13 protein-coding genes are annotated in these 16,961 nt (G+C 61.7%); 3 read left to right on the top strand and 10 right to left on the bottom strand.

Features of this window, described 5'->3' with window-relative positions; all coding sequences use genetic code 11:
• Position 1: 1 nt before the first annotated feature.
• A complete protein-coding gene (locus TRP66_RS09435) occupies positions 2–1,147 on the bottom strand; it encodes an efflux RND transporter periplasmic adaptor subunit (RefSeq protein ID WP_333401369.1) in 1,146 nt (381 codons plus the stop codon).
• 250 nt (positions 1,148–1,397) lie between these two features.
• Between TRP66_RS09435 and TRP66_RS09430 the strand changes: the two genes are divergently transcribed.
• Positions 1,398–2,048 carry a TetR family transcriptional regulator gene (locus TRP66_RS09430; protein ID WP_333401368.1) on the top strand — a complete coding sequence of 217 codons (651 nt, stop codon included), beginning with the start codon at positions 1,398–1,400 and terminating at the stop codon, positions 2,046–2,048.
• Between the two features lie 369 nt (positions 2,049–2,417).
• Positions 2,418–3,551, top strand: a complete 1,134-nt coding sequence (locus tag TRP66_RS09425) for a DUF3396 domain-containing protein (RefSeq protein ID WP_333401367.1) — start codon at positions 2,418–2,420, stop codon at positions 3,549–3,551.
• Positions 3,552–3,561: 10 nt separating this feature from the next.
• On the opposite strand, the gene TRP66_RS09420 is transcribed toward TRP66_RS09425, so the two are convergent.
• Positions 3,562–5,058 carry an MDR family MFS transporter gene (locus TRP66_RS09420; protein ID WP_333401366.1) on the bottom strand — a complete coding sequence of 499 codons (1,497 nt, stop codon included), beginning with the start codon at positions 5,056–5,058 and terminating at the stop codon, positions 3,562–3,564.
• A gap of 128 nt (positions 5,059–5,186) precedes the next feature.
• On the bottom strand, positions 5,187–5,357 hold the full coding sequence (locus TRP66_RS09415) for a hypothetical protein (protein WP_333401365.1): 171 nt from the start codon (positions 5,355–5,357) through the stop codon (positions 5,187–5,189).
• Between the two features lie 135 nt (positions 5,358–5,492).
• Between TRP66_RS09415 and TRP66_RS09410 the strand changes: the two genes are divergently transcribed.
• Positions 5,493–5,732, top strand: coding sequence for a hypothetical protein (locus TRP66_RS09410; RefSeq protein WP_333401364.1), 240 nt, complete (start codon positions 5,493–5,495; stop codon positions 5,730–5,732).
• Positions 5,733–5,868: 136 nt separating this feature from the next.
• On the opposite strand, the gene TRP66_RS09405 is transcribed toward TRP66_RS09410, so the two are convergent.
• The 7 genes from TRP66_RS09405 to bglX all read right to left on the bottom strand — a co-directional run bounded on the left by TRP66_RS09405 (position 5,869) and on the right by bglX (position 16,823).
• Positions 5,869–6,492, bottom strand: coding sequence for a flavin reductase family protein (locus TRP66_RS09405; protein WP_333401363.1), 624 nt, complete (start codon positions 6,490–6,492; stop codon positions 5,869–5,871).
• Between the two features lie 137 nt (positions 6,493–6,629).
• Positions 6,630–6,905 carry a hypothetical protein gene (locus tag TRP66_RS09400; RefSeq protein WP_333401362.1) on the bottom strand — a complete coding sequence of 92 codons (276 nt, stop codon included), beginning with the start codon at positions 6,903–6,905 and terminating at the stop codon, positions 6,630–6,632.
• 353 nt (positions 6,906–7,258) lie between these two features.
• Entirely contained in the window at positions 7,259–8,584 is a 1,326-nt protein-coding gene (locus TRP66_RS09395) for an MFS transporter (RefSeq protein WP_333401361.1), read from the bottom strand.
• Positions 8,585–8,823: 239 nt separating this feature from the next.
• Complete coding sequence (locus tag TRP66_RS09390; protein WP_333401747.1) at positions 8,824–11,190, bottom strand: PAS domain-containing protein; 2,367 nt, start codon at positions 11,188–11,190, stop codon at positions 8,824–8,826.
• Between the two features lie 165 nt (positions 11,191–11,355).
• Positions 11,356–12,684: a sigma-54-dependent transcriptional regulator gene (locus tag TRP66_RS09385; RefSeq protein ID WP_333401360.1), complete on the bottom strand. Its 1,329-nt coding sequence runs from the start codon at positions 12,682–12,684 to the stop codon at positions 11,356–11,358.
• Complete coding sequence (locus TRP66_RS09380; RefSeq protein ID WP_333401359.1) at positions 12,678–14,447, bottom strand: sensor histidine kinase; 1,770 nt, start codon at positions 14,445–14,447, stop codon at positions 12,678–12,680. Before TRP66_RS09380 ends, TRP66_RS09385 begins: the two co-directional genes overlap by 7 nt.
• 69 nt (positions 14,448–14,516) lie before the next feature.
• Positions 14,517–16,823 (bottom strand): beta-glucosidase BglX, encoded by a 2,307-nt coding sequence (bglX, locus tag TRP66_RS09375; protein WP_333401358.1) that lies wholly within the window; start codon positions 16,821–16,823, stop codon positions 14,517–14,519.
• Positions 16,824–16,961 lie beyond the last annotated feature (138 nt).

Below are 16,961 nucleotides of genomic sequence, written 5' to 3'. Positions count from 1 at the left end.
ATCACTCACCCTTGCCATTGGCAGCGGAAGCAGACTGGGCCTCGGTGAGGTTGGATGCGTCCTTGACCTTCACTTCAGCGCCCGGCTTGACGAATTGCAGACCTTCGGTGATCACCCGGTCACCTTCGGCAAGACCTTTCTCGATCAGCCAGTACGCACCGGCGGTACGGTTGGCGACCAGCTCACGCTGCTCGACCTTGTTGTCCTTGTTCACCACCAGAGCGGTCGGCTTGCCCTTGAGGTCGCGGGTCACGCCTTGCTGCGGCGCGAGAATGGCCTTGCTGTTGACGCCGGCCAGCAACTGGGCGTGCACGAACATGCCGGGCAGCAGAACGTGGTCCGGGTTCGGGAACACGGCGCGCAGCGTCACCGAGCCTGTGGCCTGGTCAACCGAGACTTCGGAGAACTCCAGACGACCTTCCTGTGCGTACTCGCTGCCGTCTTCCAGCGTGAGTTTCACGGTCGCGGCATTGTCGCCGGCCTTTTCCAGACGGCCGCTGGCGAGATCACCGCGCAGCTTGAGCATTTCAGCGGAGGACTGGGTGACGTCGACATAGATCGGGTCAAGCTGCTGAATGGTCGCCATTTCGGTGGTCTGACCGCTGGTGACCAGCGCGCCTTCGGTCACGCTGGAGCGGCCGATGCGCCCCGAGATCGGCGCCAGCACGCGGGTGTAACGCAGATTGATCTGCGCCGTCTGCAGCGCGGACTGGGCTTCCTGGGTGTTGGCCAGCGCAGTGTCGTATTCCTGACGGCTGACGGCCTGCTCGTTGACCAACTGCTTGTAACGATCAGACATCGACTTGGCGGACTGCAAGGTCGCCTTGGCGCTGTTAGCGGTGGCTTCGTACATCGCAGGGTCGATCTGATACAGCTGCTGTCCGGCTTTCACATCGGCGCCTTCCTTGAACAGACGCTTGAGAATGATGCCGTCTACCTGCGGCCGGACTTCGGCAACGCGAAACGCGGTGGTCCTGCCCGGCAGCTCGGTAGTCAAGGTGTAAGGCTGGGCCTTGAGCGTGACGACGCCGACTTCGGGCGTCTGAGGGGCGGGCGGTGCCGCGTCTTCCTTCTTGCCGCAGCCGCTGAGCAGGGAGGCCAGGGCGACGGCAGTGACCAGGACGGTAACAGCTGGCTTGAATTGCATGAAGATCCTCGGGGGCAGGAGCCTGTAAACGCTTGGAAAGGACAATGTTAAAAAACTTTCGGCTAGATAAGTAGCATGCTAATGAATATACTTACATTCACGGCTGTTTGTAAACACCTCATAAAGCAATTGGCCGCTATGAGGACAGTCGGTAAATCGCTCGGGACAAGGCACTACAAAAGCCGCCCGATAACCGCCGCAGGCAGCTCGATGCATCAGCCTGACGAAAGATTCTTGAGGTTTTATTGCCATGGTCCGTCGTACGAAAGAGGAAGCCCAGGTTACCCGTACCCAGATTCTCGAAGCCGCCGAGCAGGCGTTCTATGAGCGCGGCGTGGCCCGGACAACCCTGGCGGACATCGCGACGCTCGCGGGCGTGACGCGCGGCGCCATCTACTGGCACTTCACCAACAAGGCCGAGCTGGTCCAGGCCATGCTCGACAGCCTTCAGGAGCCGCTCGAGGAAATGGCGCGCGCCAGCGAGAGCGAGGACGAAGAAGACCCGCTGGGCTGCATGAAAAAGCTGCTGATTCATTTGTTTCATGAAGTTGCACTGGACCCGAAAACCCGTCGCATCAATGAAATCCTTTTTCATAAATGTGAATACACGGACGAAATGTGTGATTTTCGGCGCCAACGCCAAGCCAACGTCGTGGAGTGCCATGACCGGATCGGACTGGCCCTGACCAACGCTGTGCGCCGCGGGCAATTGCCTGCCCGGCTGGACACCGGTCGTGCCGCAATCTGTCTGTTCTCGTACATCAACGGCATTCTCGACCAGTGGCTGCTGGTGCCCGAGCGCTTCTCGCTATTCGAGGAAGCCGAGCGGCTGGTCGAGGTCTGCATGGAGATGCTGAGCCTGAGCCCCGCATTGCTGAAATGCGAGGCTGCCCCCGCCTGATCGTCGGGCGGTGCTCGCGGTTTCCTCGTGCCGCCAGACATCTAACCGCAACCCGCCTGGTGATAGCCAGCGTGTTTACCCAGTGTTTACGCTTTATGCGTCTATTTGTCGCAGGTTCCGGATGGGATGCTATCCGTCGCGTCTGAAGGATGCAGGTAGGACATTTCTCGATACATGTAGCTGATTTCCCAAAGTATTTGGGGTGTATTGCCTGCTTGCATTTCTCCCTTCACTCTTCATGCCTCGATCAATCATCAGGAGCGAAGGCAGCATGTCCGCGGGATCTTGCGCCTGCCTCGGCCGTTCCAATCGGCGCGAGCACCGTGGGCAAGGACGCCCTCTGTTTCACCCGGCAAGAGAGGAGGACAGATGTCCGAGCTCTTGACCGGTTCCCGTCGCCTGCTCGACAGGCTGGAGCGTCGGGCTCGAGACATCAGCGTCGATGCGCCTTGCGGCGTTCCGGTCGTGCGGCTGGGCCTCATCACTACGCTGTACTTCAAGCAGGGGCACACTCCCGAGCTCAAAAAGCGGGTCGAAGCCTGCTTCGTCCGTTTTTATGCGACCTTCAAGCCTGCGCTGAAGTGGCAGCTTTACAAGCGCATGCGCCGCCTTACTCCATCGGGTTTCGCCTCATGCCGACGGCAGATTCTGTCGAGTCCCGAGACGGACCGCTTCGTCTGGTCGATCGCCAGCGCGACTCAGGCCGAGGTGGCGACGCACAGTCTGTTCGTCATGAACACGTCTCTGAGCCAGGCGAACGACGATCGATCCTGTCTGAAAATGGTGCTGCCCTGGACCTGTCTGACCGAACCTGACGGACTGAGGCGTTACGAAGACTGGGTGCGTTACCTGAGCAGCCAGGTCCGTGCCGAGCACGGTTTCGCCGGGCTGGCCTGTATTCTGCCCTGCGACGGTCATCAGTATCTGCATTGGGAATATCGTCTGGCCCAGCAATATTCGGGGCTGATGGTCGACCCGGGTCCGCATATAGAAAGCCTGAGGCTGCTTGACCGGATAAAGGGCGTGAGCTGGTACACCGTACTGGGCGAGGTCTTCGTTCGCAGGTTGGGAGGCAGCGACCGGCTGCGCGGTCGGCTGAGCCAGCACAGCGACGTGGTGTTCCACACCTACGAGCATGGGTTGTTGATCCGCGCCGGCAGTGTGCCGCAATTGGCAAGCTCCGACGAAGAACCGGCGACGGCCTATGCAGCGGTCAACCGCGTCATCAGGCCAGTGCGCTTGCAGGACACCGGGAACCTGCACCCTTACCTGGCGCCCGGACTTGGCTTCACTGAAGAAACCACAGCGCAATGGTACGCACGCTTCGATGAAAAGCCGGTGCCGCCCATCGAGGCCGGGCAGCCGTGCCCCAGAGCAGGCTACTGGTTCAGTAACGCCCAGATAGGCTCACGCCGGTTATTCCGTGAAGGGGAGGTCATGCCGGCTTTCGAGCACATCAGAGGCAAGCGCGCCCGATGGTTCTGGGACGAACAGCAGGACTGACCGTCCCGGTTCACTCCCGGCCACGCAGCAGATTGTTCGGCATGGTCCAGGCTGCCGCGAGGCCAAACAGCGAAACGGCCGCGCTGACCATCAGCAGGTGGCGGAATGTCAGCGCCAGCTCCGCACGCAAGGCTTCGAGGGCGGGGCCGCTGGCGGCATTGAGGCTGTCGAGCAGAACGTTGCCTGACGAGCCTTCACCGCCCAGTGCGTCATGGCTTACGTGACCGATGGCGGTTTGCTGAAGCATGGCGAGCAACAGCGCCGACATGATTGCAACGCCAACGGCGCCTCCCAGCGAACGGAACAGGTTGGTGGTGCTGGTGGCGACGCCCATGTCCCGCACGGCAACCGAGTTCTGGGTACCGACCAGCGACGTCGGGAACTGCATGCCCGTTGCGATACCGGTCAGGACCATGAACAGGCTCATGAGTACCACCGAGTCGGCGGGGGTGAAGGCCATCGCCAGGATGGCGATCGGCATGAGCGACGCGCCGGCCAGGATCAACGGCTTGTAGCGCCCGGTCAAAGCAGTGCGTCGCCCCGCGAAATAAGCGCCCATGGGCATGCCGATCGCCAGCGGCAGCAGATGCAGCGCGGCGCTGTCCGATCCGCCGCCGGTCACTGTCTGGTAACGCAGCGGCATCAGCACGATCAGCGAGATCGCCTGAAAACTGGTGAAAAACACCGTGCACCAGCAGAGTACCGCGCTGCGGTTGGTGAACAGATGCATCGGCAGCAGCGGCTCGGCGGCCCGCCGCTCGTGCCAGACGAACAAGGCCAGCGCCAGGCCTGCCAGGCCGAGCAGCAATTGGACGGCGCGATCCCCCAGACCATGTCCTTGACCGATTTCGGTGATCCCGAGCAACAGCGCAGTCAGGCCGATGATCATCAGGACGGTTCCCAGGTAATCGATGACAGGTTTGCGTTGCGGCACCGGCAGGCCGATCAGCGTGCGTCGGGCGATCACCAGGGCCGCAATGCCCAGCGGCAGGTTGATCAGGAACACCCAGCGCCAGGACAGATATTCGGTCATCAACCCGCCCAGTACTGGCCCAGCCACGCTGGCCGCGGCGTACATGCTGCTGAAATATCCCTGGTAGCGGCCGCGCTCCCTGGGCGGCACGATATCGGCGATGATCGCCTGACTCAGCGAAACCATCCCTCCCGCGCCTATGCCCTGGAGAACCCGGGCCAGTATCAGTTGCTCCATGCTCTGCGCCCAACCGCAGAACAGGGACGCCAGGGTGAATACCCCCAGCCCGAACAGCATCAGGTTGCGGCGCCCGTAGAGGTCGCCCAGCTTGCCGTAGATCGGAACGGCAACCGTCAGCGCCACCATGTAGGCGGAAATCACCCAGGCGAGCAGATCGACATCCTTGAACTGAGCAGAAATGGCCGGCATCGAGACGGCGACGATGGTCTGGTCAAGCGCGCTGAGAAAGACCGCCAGCATGAGGGCGGTAAGAATGCTGCGAATGGCCGGTGGCGTTTGCGTAAGACTGGTCAAGACGGATCCTGAAAGCGATGGACATCGCCCTGCAAGAGGCGGAAAGGTCTCGCCAGTCTAGTCCGATAGCCTGCTAATCGATAGCAGCCTTGGCTTGAAAATCCATGTATCCGGTCAGCAAAGCAGCGTCATCGCAGGGCGCTGAAGGTGGAATTGGCCGGTACGCAGTGGCCGATCATGCAAGAGGCGGTCTGGGGTGCCTGACGAATCATTTCCACCCGCCATGCTCCGGCAGCGTACAAGGCAACGACAGCGGCGATGCCCAGCGCAGCCATGCACCTTTTGGTTTTCACTTTCATGACGCCCTCCCTGTACAACTACTGAGCAGTTACAAAGGACTGATGAAAGTGTAGGACAACCTTTAGGTTCGTGTGGGAATCCCGAGATAACCTGGCTTAGAATCCGGTTCTTGATCCGCACACAGGAAATGGCGAATGGCACGCAAGGAATTGAATGGCTTCGAAGTGGTGAGTGCCGTGATCCCCGGTGAAGGGGGCTATCGAGCCGCAGTGGCCATCAAGGCGCTGGGTTTCAGCGGGGCGCCAGGTTTTCATGCGATCCTTCCGGGGCAGACCTTCAAGACCGCGCATGACGCCGATCTGGCCGCTGTCTCCGAGCTGGAGCGGCTGGTTGATGTCGACACGGATGGCGAACCGGTCTGGCCGCTGGCCTGAAAGACAGTTCTTACGAATTTACCTGACCCATCGCGGTGCCGGATTCCGCTGCCGCTGTGCGGCAGATCGCTGGCAAGCCAGCTCCTACAGACAGCGCTGATGTTGTAGGAGCCAGCTTGCTGGCGATGAACACCACTCAAGCCTGCGGCCGGTACATCTTGAACAGGTTGTTCGGGTCGATCTGGAAGTAATCGGCCGGACCGCCGCCGCGCAGGATCGGCTCTGCCGCCGCTGTGTCATAGATGCCGTCCTTGAGCAGCCACTTGGCAATGTGCACAGCCACCACCTCACCCAGTATCAGCCAGCTGGGCACCAGCTCCTGGTCAGCGCGTTGCAGTTGAATGATCTGCGAAACCTTGCATTCGAACGATACCGGTGTTTCCAGCACCCGCGGCACCGATACGACCTGCGACGCAAGCGGCGTCAGGTTTGCCAGATCGAACTCGCTCACCTCGGCGGATACCGGCGCACAGCTCTGATTCATCGCTTCGGCCAGGGAGCGGGTCGCCAGATTCCAGACGAATTCGCCCGTCTGTTCTATGTTGTTGAGGCTGTCCTTGCGGCCCACGCTGCAAAAACCAATGATCGGTGGCACGTAGTTGAAGGCGTTGAAGAAGCTGTACGGCGCCAGGTTGAGCTTGCCGTCCCGATCCTGAGAAGAAATCCAGCCGATGGGGCGCGGACCTACGATGGCATTGAACGGGTCGTGTGGCAGGCCATGACCTTTGGAAGGTTCGTAGGAGTGAATATCGTCTGACATCGCTTGATTCCTGTGACCACGGATGAAGGAAGCAAGCATAGTGCTGGGCAATGGTTGCGAACGCCAGAGGCAGATACAACCAACAAGCCCGGCAATGGCCGGGCTTGAGAAGGTAGAGTCGCTTTGATCCGTAGGAATCAGCCCAAGCGGTTAGCACCTACACGGTCAGCTCCGTCGGAAGCCTGACGGTTGGCGCCTACACGGTCAGCGCCGTCGGAAGCCAGGCGATTGGCACCTACGTGGTCCGCGCCGTCCGACGCAAGGCGGATCGAGCCGACGTTGGTGTGGACGGTTCCGCCTTCAGCGACCAGCGCCGAGCGCGAAAGGTTGCCCGAGGTCATGGCCGGAGCGGCGAAAGCGCCGGAAGCCAGTACGGAAAAAGCGATGCCCAGAATCAGTGTGTTGGTTTTCATGGCTGTGTCTCCAATTCGTGGGATCGGTTGTGATCCCGTGTTGGAGCCAATGCTACGCGCCCACGCGACAATCAAAAGTCATTCGCATTGCTACCCATCATCGCCGTAAATGATAGTTGGACGCATCGCCCGATTTTCGGGCCTTGGCGGGGAGAGTGCGCTGTAAGCGGGCAACCCAGGCAGAAACGCTGGCAAATCTCCTCTTGACAATATTTTGCATATAAGCAGTTCCAAGGCGCAGCGCTGATACGTCCAGGTTTTTGCACTGTTTCGGTTCGCGTGCGAGGCTGGATACCCATGAAAAAGGGCAGCCCCTTACCGGCGGCTGCCCTTGGTATCAATCCGACGCGAGATCAGTCGGTTTCAATACGGGAGTGCTTGCGCGTGTCTTTCATGGTCACGTAGACCGCCAGCGAACAGGCGATACAGGCTGTGACATACCAGTAATAGCCGGTTTCCATACCGATACTCTTGAACCACAAGGCAATGTATTCAGCGGTGCCGCCAAAAATCGACACGGTGAGCGCGTAGGGCAGGCCAACGCCCAGTGCACGGATTTCGGTCGGGAACAGCTCCGCCTTGACCACTGCGTTGATCGAGGTATAACCGCTGACGATGATCAGCGCGGCCATGATCAGGAAGAACGCGCCCCACCAGGTTTCGATGGTGTGCAACGTGCTCAGGATCGGCACGGTGAACAGGGTCCCCAGCACGCCGAAGGCGATCAGGATCGGGCGACGTCCGACCTTGTCCGAGAGCCCGCCTACCACCGGCTGCAACAACATGAACAGGAACAGCGTGGCTGCGGAAATGGTGGTCGAATCGCTGATGCTCATGCCAACGGTGTTGACCAGGTATTTCTGCATGTACGTGGTGTAGGTGTAGAACGCCAGCGTACCGCCCATGGTCAGGCCGACGACGGTCATCAGCTCCCGGGGATGACGCAACAGGGTGCGCAGCAGGCTTTCCTTGGGCTTGGTCTTCTTGTTACGGGTGAAAGACTCGGTTTCCTCCATGCCCCGACGCAGAAACAGCGCGACCACCGCGCACAGCGCGCCGATGGCGAACGGAATGCGCCAGCCCCAGGAATGCAGCTGTTCGGTGGTGAGGATCTGTTGCAACACGATCAGTACGCCCAGCGCAATGAGCTGGCCGGAGATCAGCGTTACGTACTGGAAGCTGGAGAAGAACCCGCGACGCTCTTTGGTCGCCATCTCGCTGAGATAGGTCGCGGATGTTCCGTACTCGCCGCCTACCGACAAGCCCTGCAGCAGGCGAGCCAGCACCAGCATGATGGGCGCGCCGACACCGATGGTTTCATACCCTGGCGTCAGGGCAATGATCAGCGAGCCGAAGCACATCAGCAGCACCGAGGCCATCAGCGCGGCCTTGCGTCCCTTGTAGTCGGCATACATACCCATCAGCCAGCCGCCGATCGGGCGCATCAGGAAGCCGACGGCGAAAATCGCGGCGGTGTTGAGGAGTTGCGCGGTGCTGTCGCCCTTGGGGAAAAAGACTTTGGCGAAGTAGAGCGAGAAGGCGGCATAGACATACCAGTCATACCACTCGACCATGTTGCCCACCGAACCACTGAAAATGGATTTGAGGCGGCTTGACGTGGACTTCTCGGCGGCGCGGGTGCCGGCCGAGTCCTTCGGGAGGGAGTTGGAGATTTCCATGGTGTTCCTTGCAGTCATTATTTTTAGAGGAGGGCTCGATCGGCCCCGACGGTCTCTTCAATGGACCGCCTTGTCAGTGCTATAGCAGGACCTGTGCCATACCGGTCAGGCGCGAGTTAGAGGGGGGCAGGGCAGGCTAATAAGCGGAAATCCGCTCATCGACGGAGTTGGAGTAGGCGGAAATCTGCCGATGTCGCCGTCCATGGCGGAGTTGCAGAGAGCAAGGGTGTTCGGGCTGGTCAGCCGGGCCTGCGTCCGACCACTTCCTGCAGCCTGGCGGCCAGTTCTTCGGTGGAGTACGGCTTTTGCAGAATCTCGAAACGGTGCTCCTGATCCTTGGGAAGCTGGGCCAGGTCCTCGCTGTATCCGGTGGTCAGCACCACGGGCAGCCAGGGGTAAAGCTGCTGGATGCGCTCATGGAGTTCGATTCCGTTCATGCCCGGCATCGCGATGTCCGAAAAGACCACCTGGAATTGCGCGGCGTCACGCGCCAGCTCGTCCAGAGCTTCCCTGGCACTGGTGACCCAGCGCACCTGGAAGTCCAGTCTCTCCAGCATCGGCCGGGTGTAGGTACCGATGTTCTGGTTGTCCTCGACCATCAGTACGCTCAGCCCTTCCAGCGTCACCGATTCAGGCGGCTCGGTGTCAGCCGAAGGGCTGTCATCGGCGGGCGCGCTCGGCAGGTACAACGTAAAGCAGCTGCCATGACCCAGTTCGCTCTCGACCAAAACTTCGCCACCGGATTGCTTGGCGAAGCCGAACACTTGCGAAAGCCCCAGCCCGGTGCCTTGGCCGACGCCCTTGGTGGTGTAGAAGGGTTCGAAAATCGCACCAAGCTTGTCCTGTGCGATTCCCGTGCCGGTGTCAGTCAGGGAAATGGTGACGTAACCGTCGGTGCCCGGCAGCTTCGGCGACTCGCCGCGGGCCCGCTCCACCCGGATTTCGAGCGTGCCGGCGCCGGACATCGCGTCGCGGGCGTTGACCACCATGTTGACCAGGGCGGTGTCGAACTGGCTGCCATCGGCAAAGATGAAGCATGGCTCGTCAGGTACTTCAATGCGTACTTCGATACGCGAACCCGTCAGGGTGTCCATCATTTCGCCGATGCGCATGACACTTCGGGCAACGTCGAAAACCTCCGGTTGCAGGGCCTGGCGTCGCGCGAACGCCAGCAATTGACTGGTCAGCCGCGCGGCGCGCTCGACCGTGCTGGAGATCGCATTGACGTATTTGAGGCGACGCTCTTCCGGCAGGTTGGCGGGGCGCAGCAAGTCGCTGCAGGAACGAATGACCGTCAACAGATTATTGAAGTCATGGGCGACGCCGCCGGTGAGCTGGCCGATCGCTTCAAGTTTCTGCGATTGCCGCAGCGCGTCTTCGGAAATTCGCAGCGCCGTGTCGGCTTCGACCTGGTCCTGGATATCGCGCCCCACGGCATGGATGAAATGCTGATCCGGCACTGCGGTCCAGGCGATGGTGCGCCACGAGCCGTCACGGTGCCGATAACGGTTTCTGAAGTCGGGAATGTTCTGACCATGCGCCAGACCGTGCATGGCCCCGCGAGTGCTGTCGATGTCGTCGGGGTGCACCAGATCCAGGAACTGGCGACCCACCAGTTCTTCTTCGGGCCAGCCCAGCGCGTGGGTCCAGGCGGGGTTGACCGCACTGACGATACCGTCGAGCTGCGCGACCAGCATCAGGTCGGTGGACAGTCGCCAGATCCGGTCCCGATCCTGGGTGCGTTCCAGCACCCTTTGCTCCAGTGAATCGTTGAGGGCGCGCAGGGCTTCCTGGGCGTCGCGCAGTTCGGTCATGTCGCGCGATACGCAAAGAATCTTTTCCGGACACCCAGCGTTGTCGAAGATGGGACTGACCTGGACATGCCACCATTTCGTCGTGCCGGCGACGGTCCGGGCCATGCCCATGAAACTGGCGCTACGGCCGGCGCGGGCGGCCTCCACTGCGGCGCGGGCATCGAGATTGCCCTGATCTTCCCAGAAATCGGGCCACGGGCAGCCGCGAATGGCGCCGAAATCGGCCACCTCCATCACCCGCTGGCCGCCTTCACTCATGAACATCAGGCGCGCGTCCAGGTCGAGCACCTTGATGCAGTCGTCGATGCTCGACAGCACCCGATGAGTAAAGGCTTCGTTCTCGTTCTGCCGCGCTTCAGCCGTGACCCGCGTGGTGGTTTCGTTGACGTGACAATACAGACCTTCGATAAGGCCGGTGTCGCCGTACAAGGGTGAAAAGGACAGCGACCACCAGGTCTGCTGCGGCTTTCCGTCACGATAGATCACGCGCGGCAGATCGTCGGTACGCGCGCCGAGGCCCGCAAGGGCCTGTTCAGTCTGCGGCCGGACGTGGTCCCAGGCCCGGCCCCAGACCGAGACGACGGGTTGCCCCATCGCTTGAACGACCGGGACGGGCAATACCTCGCGGTAGGCGTCGTTGAAGAACAGCACTTGCTCTTCTCCCCAGACCAGGCAAGCGCTGTCCGGGCAATCGAGCATCAGGTTCATGGCCCAGAGCAATGACGACGGCCACTGGTCGCGCGCGCCGAGGGGCGAGCCGGACCAGTCTGTCTCGCGAATCAGTCGGCCCATGTCGCCGCCGCCCGAGGGCAGCATGAGGGGTGTACTCAAAATGGAAGCCCCTTGTGGCGCAATGGAGGGTAAAGCGGGGCATCATGGCACTGCCGGGCGAGACTGACCACCTTTCCCGCCCGAGCCGGGTGCTTGCGCGGGAAAGGACTCGCACGCGGCGGGCAATCAAAGTAGAAACATTTCCCGAGTCAGGCCATGGCGCTGCATCTTTTCGTTGAGCGTGCGACGCGGCAGTTGCAGTTCTTCGAGTACGGCCTTGATGTCGCCCTTGTGGCGGCTCAGGGCGGCGCGCAGGCACTGCGCCTCGAAAGCTTCCTGCTGGGCCACCAGGGACTGGCCCGGCTGATCGGGTTCGGTGGAAACAGGGTTGAGTCCAAGCGCTTCGCGTTCCGCCGCGTTGGCCAGTTCCCGGACATTGCCCGGCCAGTCGTGACTGAGCAGCCTGCCAAGCTGCACTGCGCCGAGCACCGGTGGTTCGCGACCGACTCGCGACGCGGCGGCTCGGGCGTAATGGTTGAACAGCAACGGAATGTCCTCGCGGCGCTCGCGAAGCGGCGGCAGGCGCAGTTCGGCGACGTTCAGGCGATAGGCCAGGTCTTCTCGAAACCGGCCTGCCCGCGATTCTTCGAGAAGATCAGGTTTGGTCGCCGCTACGATGCGCAGATCCACCGCGATGCTCTGGTTGGAGCCCAGGCGTTCCAGTTTCCTGTCCTGCAGCACCCGCAACAGCTTGACCTGCTGGGCCATCGGCATGCTCTCGATCTCATCCAGAAACAGCGTGCCACCATCGGCGTATTCCAGTTTGCCTATCCGCTTGCCCTGAGCGCCGGTAAAGGCGCCGCTTTCGTGACCGAACAGCTCCGCCTCGAACAAATGCTCGGGAATCGCCGCACAGTTGAGCGCCACAAACGGCCGCGCAGCGCGTGGGCCGAAGTCGTGCAGGCAGCGTGCGACCAACTCCTTGCCGCTGCCGGTTTCACCGCGAATGACCACATTGACCGGAAGCTGCGACAGATCGAGCACCTGGCGGCGCAAAGCCTGCAGGGCCGGCGAAACGCCCAGCAAGGTCGCATCCAGCTTGCTGCGCGCGTCGGCCTGCTCATGCAGCCGGCGATTTTCCAGCACCAGCTGGCGCTTCTCCATCGCGCGACGCATGGTGCCCAGCAGCGCTTCCGGGCTAAAGGGTTTTTCGAGGAAATCGTACGCCCCGTCGCGCATGGCCTGCACTGCCATGGGCACATCGCCGTGCCCGGTCAGAAGGATTACCGGCAGATCCTTGTCGCGAGCCTGCAGACTTGCCAGCAGTTCAAGTCCGTCGACGCCGGGCATGCGCACATCGCTGAGCACCACGCCGGAGAAATCCTCGGGCAGGTTCGCAAGGCAGTCCTGAGCACGACTGAACAGCCTGACCTCGAATCCCGAAAGCGTCAGCCATTGCTGGACCGCTTCGCGAATCGGTGCCTCGTCGTCCACTACTATTACCGAGTTCAACATGCTGTGTCGGACTCCAGAAAGTTATTGGGCAGATAAAACCAGAACACCGCGCCATCGCCACGGTTTTCAGCGTTCAGCCGATCGCCCAGCTCATGAATGATCGCGTACGAGACCGCCAGCCCCAACCCGAGCCCGTCGCCGACCGGCTTGGTGGTGAAGAACGGGTCGAACACATTGGGAAGGTGCTCGGCGGCAATGCCTCCGCCGCTGTCGGCGACGCTCAGTCGCCAGCGACCCTGCTCGGCTTCGATGCTGACCTCCAGGCGCCGGGTCGGCTTGTCGCGCATGGCGTCCAGCGCATTGCGCAACAGATTGATCAGCACCTGCTCCAGACGGATCGCATCGCCGCGTACCCAGGCCGGACGAGAAATATGCAGGACGCATTCGACGTGTTCTTCCCGCAGGCGGGGGTCGAGCAGCAACAGTGCCTGATCGACCACCGTCGCCAGATCCAGGCGCTCGCGCAAGCCCCTGGGGCTTTTTCGAGCGAAGGTCTTCAAGTGTCCGGTCAGGGCCGCCATCCGTGTGAGTTGCTGGTCCACTGGCACCAGCGCCTTGCAGGCGTCGTCGATCCTGCCCTGGTCCAGCAGCAGGCGCACGGTCGCCAGCTGCATGCGCTGGGCGGTCAGAGGTTGATTGATTTCGTGGGCCAGTGCCGCCGACATCTGCCCGAGCGCGGCCAGCTTGGCGGACTGGACCAGACCGTCCTGAGCCGTGCGCAGGTCGCGAGTGCGTTCCTGCACGAGCCGTTCGAGTTCGTCGCGACTGCGCTCGCGCAAACGCGCCAGGCGCCAGCGCTGGTACAGAAACAGGCCCAGGAAGACCAGCGTCAGCCAGATCCCGGCGGCGGCAAGCGCGGCATTGCGGATATCCTCCGTCGCGGTCTGCGGCTTGCGCAAAAGATGCAGCGTCCAGTTTTCATCGTGCAGCGGCAGCGATTCCCACAGATACTCCGCCACGCCGTCAGGGCCTTCGACGCGACTCAGCCGGCTCGACGGGCCGAAGCTGTCCAGGGTCCGGCTGCGCAGAGGCGAGAGCGGCTTCTTGTCGTACTGGCGGGTGCGCATCAGTTCTGCGCGGTTTTCCGCGGAAATGGGCTGCAGCTCGCGATAGCGCCAGCCGGGCCGGTTGGCAATGAACACAATGCCCTTGTCATCGCTGACCAGCAGCAAGTCCTCGCTCTGGCCCCATTCATGCTCCAGGTCGGGGAACTCCAGCTTCACGACCATGGCGCCGCTGAACACGCCGGCGTCATCGAGCACTGCATTGGACAGGAAGTAGCCCGGGATGCCGGTGGTGACACCGACCGCGTAGAAGCGGCCGACGCCGTTGGCGCGGGTCTGCTGGAAGTAGGGACGAAAACCGTAGTTGTGACCGACGTAGCTGTTGGGCTTGCGCCAATTGCTCGCGCCGACTGCCAGGCCATTGCGGTCGAGCAGTTCAAGAGACGAAGAATTGGCCGTGTGATTGATCTTTTCCAGCTTGCGGTTCAGCGCGTCCTGGGCTGTCGGGCTGATGGGCCCGTCCACGGCCGAGCGGATTTCCGGGTCCAGCGCCAGAACCGAGGGAAGTGCGCGATAGCGTTCGATCAGGGTGTGCAGGCTGTTGGCATAGAGCGACAACTGCCCACCGGCCCGGACGACCTCTTCCGACAACGCATGGCGCTGGGCCTGACGCATCGCAAGGCCGGCGCACAGCGCTGCGCCGGTCATGATCAACACGGCATACACAGTGATGCGCAGGTAACGGTGCTTGAAAAGCATGACAGATGGCCTGCCTGAAAGATCCGGGCGAACGCGCCCGCGGGCTGAGCCGCGAGCGCGCCGTGGGTGTTACAGCAGGTTGAAGGTCGCCTGCTTCACCGCTTCGGAATCGAGGCCGATCATCACCCGGAACTCCCCAGGCTGTGCGACGTACTCCAGTTGCGGATCGAAGAATTTCAGGTCCGCTTCGGTAAGCGCGAAGCTCACCACTTTCTCCTCGCCCGGTTCGAGCGTGACTTTCTGGAAGTTCTTGAGCTCCTTGACCGGACGGCTGATGGAAGCGGCGACGTCGCGCAGATACAACTGAACGGTGGTGCTGCCCGCCACCTTGCCGGTGTTTCTGACGGTCACGCTTGCGGTCAGCTTGCCGTCGCGAGCCATTTCCTTGCTGGACAGGCGAACGTCGGACACGTCGAATTGCGTGTAGCTCAGGCCATAGCCGAACGGGAACAGCGCGCCGTTCGGTTCCTCGAAGTAATGCGAGGTGTAGTTGCCCGGGCTGCCCGGCGTGTAGGGGCGACCGGTGTTCAGGTGAGCGTAATAGACCGGCAACTGGCCGATCGAGCGCGGGAAGGTCATCGGCAGCTTGCCCGACGGGTTGTAATCGCCAAACAGCACGTCCGCCACTGCATTGCCGCCTTCGGTGCCAGGGAACCAGGTTTCGAGCATGGCATCGGCCTGTTGCTGCTCGTCGACCAGGATCAGCGGCCGGCCGTTCATCAGCACCAGCACCAGCGGCTTGCCGGTGGCCTTGAGGGCTTTGATCAGATCGCGCTGCTTGCCAGGAATGTTCAGGCTACTGCGGCTGGCGGATTCGTGGGACATTCCGCGGGACTCGCCGACAACGGCGACGATCACCTCGGCCTGTTCGGCGACCTTCACGGCCTCGTCGATCATTTCCTGCGCGGGGCGCGGGTCTACCTCGACCTCGGGCTCGATGAAATTCAGGTATTTGAGTACCGCCTCATCGTCGCTGACGTTGGCGCCGCGAGCGTAAAGCAGCTTCGCCTTGTCGCCGACCGCGTTCGCCAGTCCTTCATACACCGTCACCGACTGGTTGGGACGGCCGGCGGCCGACCAGCTGCCCAGCATGTCGAGCTTGCTCTGGGCCAGGCCGCCGATCACGGCGATGGTGCCCTGTTTTTTCAACGGCAGAGTGTGGTTGTCGTTCTTCAGCAGCACCAGCGTCTTGCGCGCGACGTCACGCGCTTCGGCGCGGTGCAGCCGATCGTCGGAGTAGGTATCGGCCGGATCTTCTTCGGCAACCCCGATCCGGCCATACGGCGCGGCGAACAGCCCCATGTCGTATTTGGCGCCCAGCACTTCACGCACGGCGTTGTCGATCTCCTGCATGGATACTTCGCCGTCCTTCACCAGCCCTGGCAACTGCTCGCCGTAGGCAACGTCATTCATGCTCAGGTCGATACCGGCCTTGATCGCCAGCTTCGCGGCTTCGCGGTAGTCCTTGGCGACGCCGTGCTCGATCAGCTCCTTGATAGCGCCGTGGTCACTGACGGTAACGCCTTTGAAGCCCCAGTCCTTGCGCAGCAAGTCGTTCATCAGCCAGGTGTTGGAGGTGGAGGGGATGCCATTGATCGAGTTCAACGCCACCATGACGCCGCCGGCACCCGCATCGATGGCGGCACGGTAGGGCGGCAGGTAATCCTGGTACATGCGCGTCTTGCTCATGTCCACGGTGTTGTAGTCACGGCCGCCTTCGACCGCGCCGTACAGGGCGAAATGCTTGACGGCGGCCATGATGCTGTCATTCGCTGCAACGTTTTGGCCCTGGAACGATCTGACCATCACGTCGGAAATGCGTGATACCAGGTAGGTGTCTTCGCCGAAACCTTCGGAGCTGCGGCCCCAGCGCGGGTCGCGAGAGATGTCGACCATCGGCGCGAAGGTCATGTCCAGACCGTCGGCGCTGGCTTCTCTGGCCGATACCCGACCAGTGAGCGCGATAGCATCCATGTCCCAGCTGGCGGCCATGCCCAGGCTGATCGGGAAGATGGTGCGATGACCGTGAATCACGTCGTAGGCGAAGAACATGGGGATCTTCAGCCGGCTCTTGGCGACCGCCGCTTCCTGCAAGGGGCGATTTTCAGCGCGTGTGATGGAGTTGAACGTGCCACCGATTCGTCCGGCGGCGATTTCCTTGAGAATCAGAGGCTTGGGCATTTCCTGGCTGATGCTGATCAGCCGCAGTTGCCCGATCTTTTCATCGAGGGTCATCTGCTTCATCAGGTTGGCGATGAAGGCATTCTTGTCCTCAAGCTTGGTTTTTTCGGGAGCGACCACCGCGGCGGTAACGTCGGCAAATGCCGTATGACTGGTCAAGGCGACCAGCAGACCTGCTAAACACAGCTTATTCATGAATGATTTCTCAAGGCTTTTTACGGGCAACTCGCGTTTAATACCCGCCAGCCAGATATTGGGTTTTAGACCTTTGGCATTTATTGTTCGAGCCAGGCAAAGCGTAGCCGCTGTCCGACGGCTCGTGGAGGCATCGGC

This window comes from Pseudomonas sp. JDS28PS106 (assembly GCF_036706555.1).
Taxonomy (GTDB): domain Bacteria; phylum Pseudomonadota; class Gammaproteobacteria; order Pseudomonadales; family Pseudomonadaceae; genus Aquipseudomonas.
This window is presented reverse-complemented; position numbering and strand designations above follow the sequence as displayed.

Bases quoted from the DNA above. Each gene is read 5' to 3' on its own strand.
- TRP66_RS09430 (WP_333401368.1), top strand. From the start codon at position 1,398: ATGGTCCGTCGTACGAAAGAGGAAGCCCAGGTTACCCGTACCCAGATT.
- TRP66_RS09435 (WP_333401369.1), bottom strand. From the start codon at position 1,147: ATGCAATTCAAGCCAGCTGTTACCGTCCTGGTCACTGCCGTCGCCCTG.
- TRP66_RS09385 (WP_333401360.1), bottom strand. From the start codon at position 12,684: ATGTTGAACTCGGTAATAGTAGTGGACGACGAGGCACCGATTCGCGAA.
- bglX (WP_333401358.1), bottom strand. From the start codon at position 16,823: ATGAATAAGCTGTGTTTAGCAGGTCTGCTGGTCGCCTTGACCAGTCAT.
- TRP66_RS09415 (WP_333401365.1), bottom strand. From the start codon at position 5,357: ATGAAAGTGAAAACCAAAAGGTGCATGGCTGCGCTGGGCATCGCCGCT.
- TRP66_RS09425 (WP_333401367.1), top strand. From the start codon at position 2,418: ATGTCCGAGCTCTTGACCGGTTCCCGTCGCCTGCTCGACAGGCTGGAG.
- TRP66_RS09400 (WP_333401362.1), bottom strand. From the start codon at position 6,905: ATGAAAACCAACACACTGATTCTGGGCATCGCTTTTTCCGTACTGGCT.
- TRP66_RS09380 (WP_333401359.1), bottom strand. From the start codon at position 14,447: ATGCTTTTCAAGCACCGTTACCTGCGCATCACTGTGTATGCCGTGTTG.
- TRP66_RS09410 (WP_333401364.1), top strand. From the start codon at position 5,493: ATGGCACGCAAGGAATTGAATGGCTTCGAAGTGGTGAGTGCCGTGATC.
- TRP66_RS09395 (WP_333401361.1), bottom strand. From the start codon at position 8,584: ATGGAAATCTCCAACTCCCTCCCGAAGGACTCGGCCGGCACCCGCGCC.
- TRP66_RS09390 (WP_333401747.1), bottom strand. From the start codon at position 11,190: ATGGGCCGACTGATTCGCGAGACAGACTGGTCCGGCTCGCCCCTCGGC.
- TRP66_RS09405 (WP_333401363.1), bottom strand. From the start codon at position 6,492: ATGTCAGACGATATTCACTCCTACGAACCTTCCAAAGGTCATGGCCTG.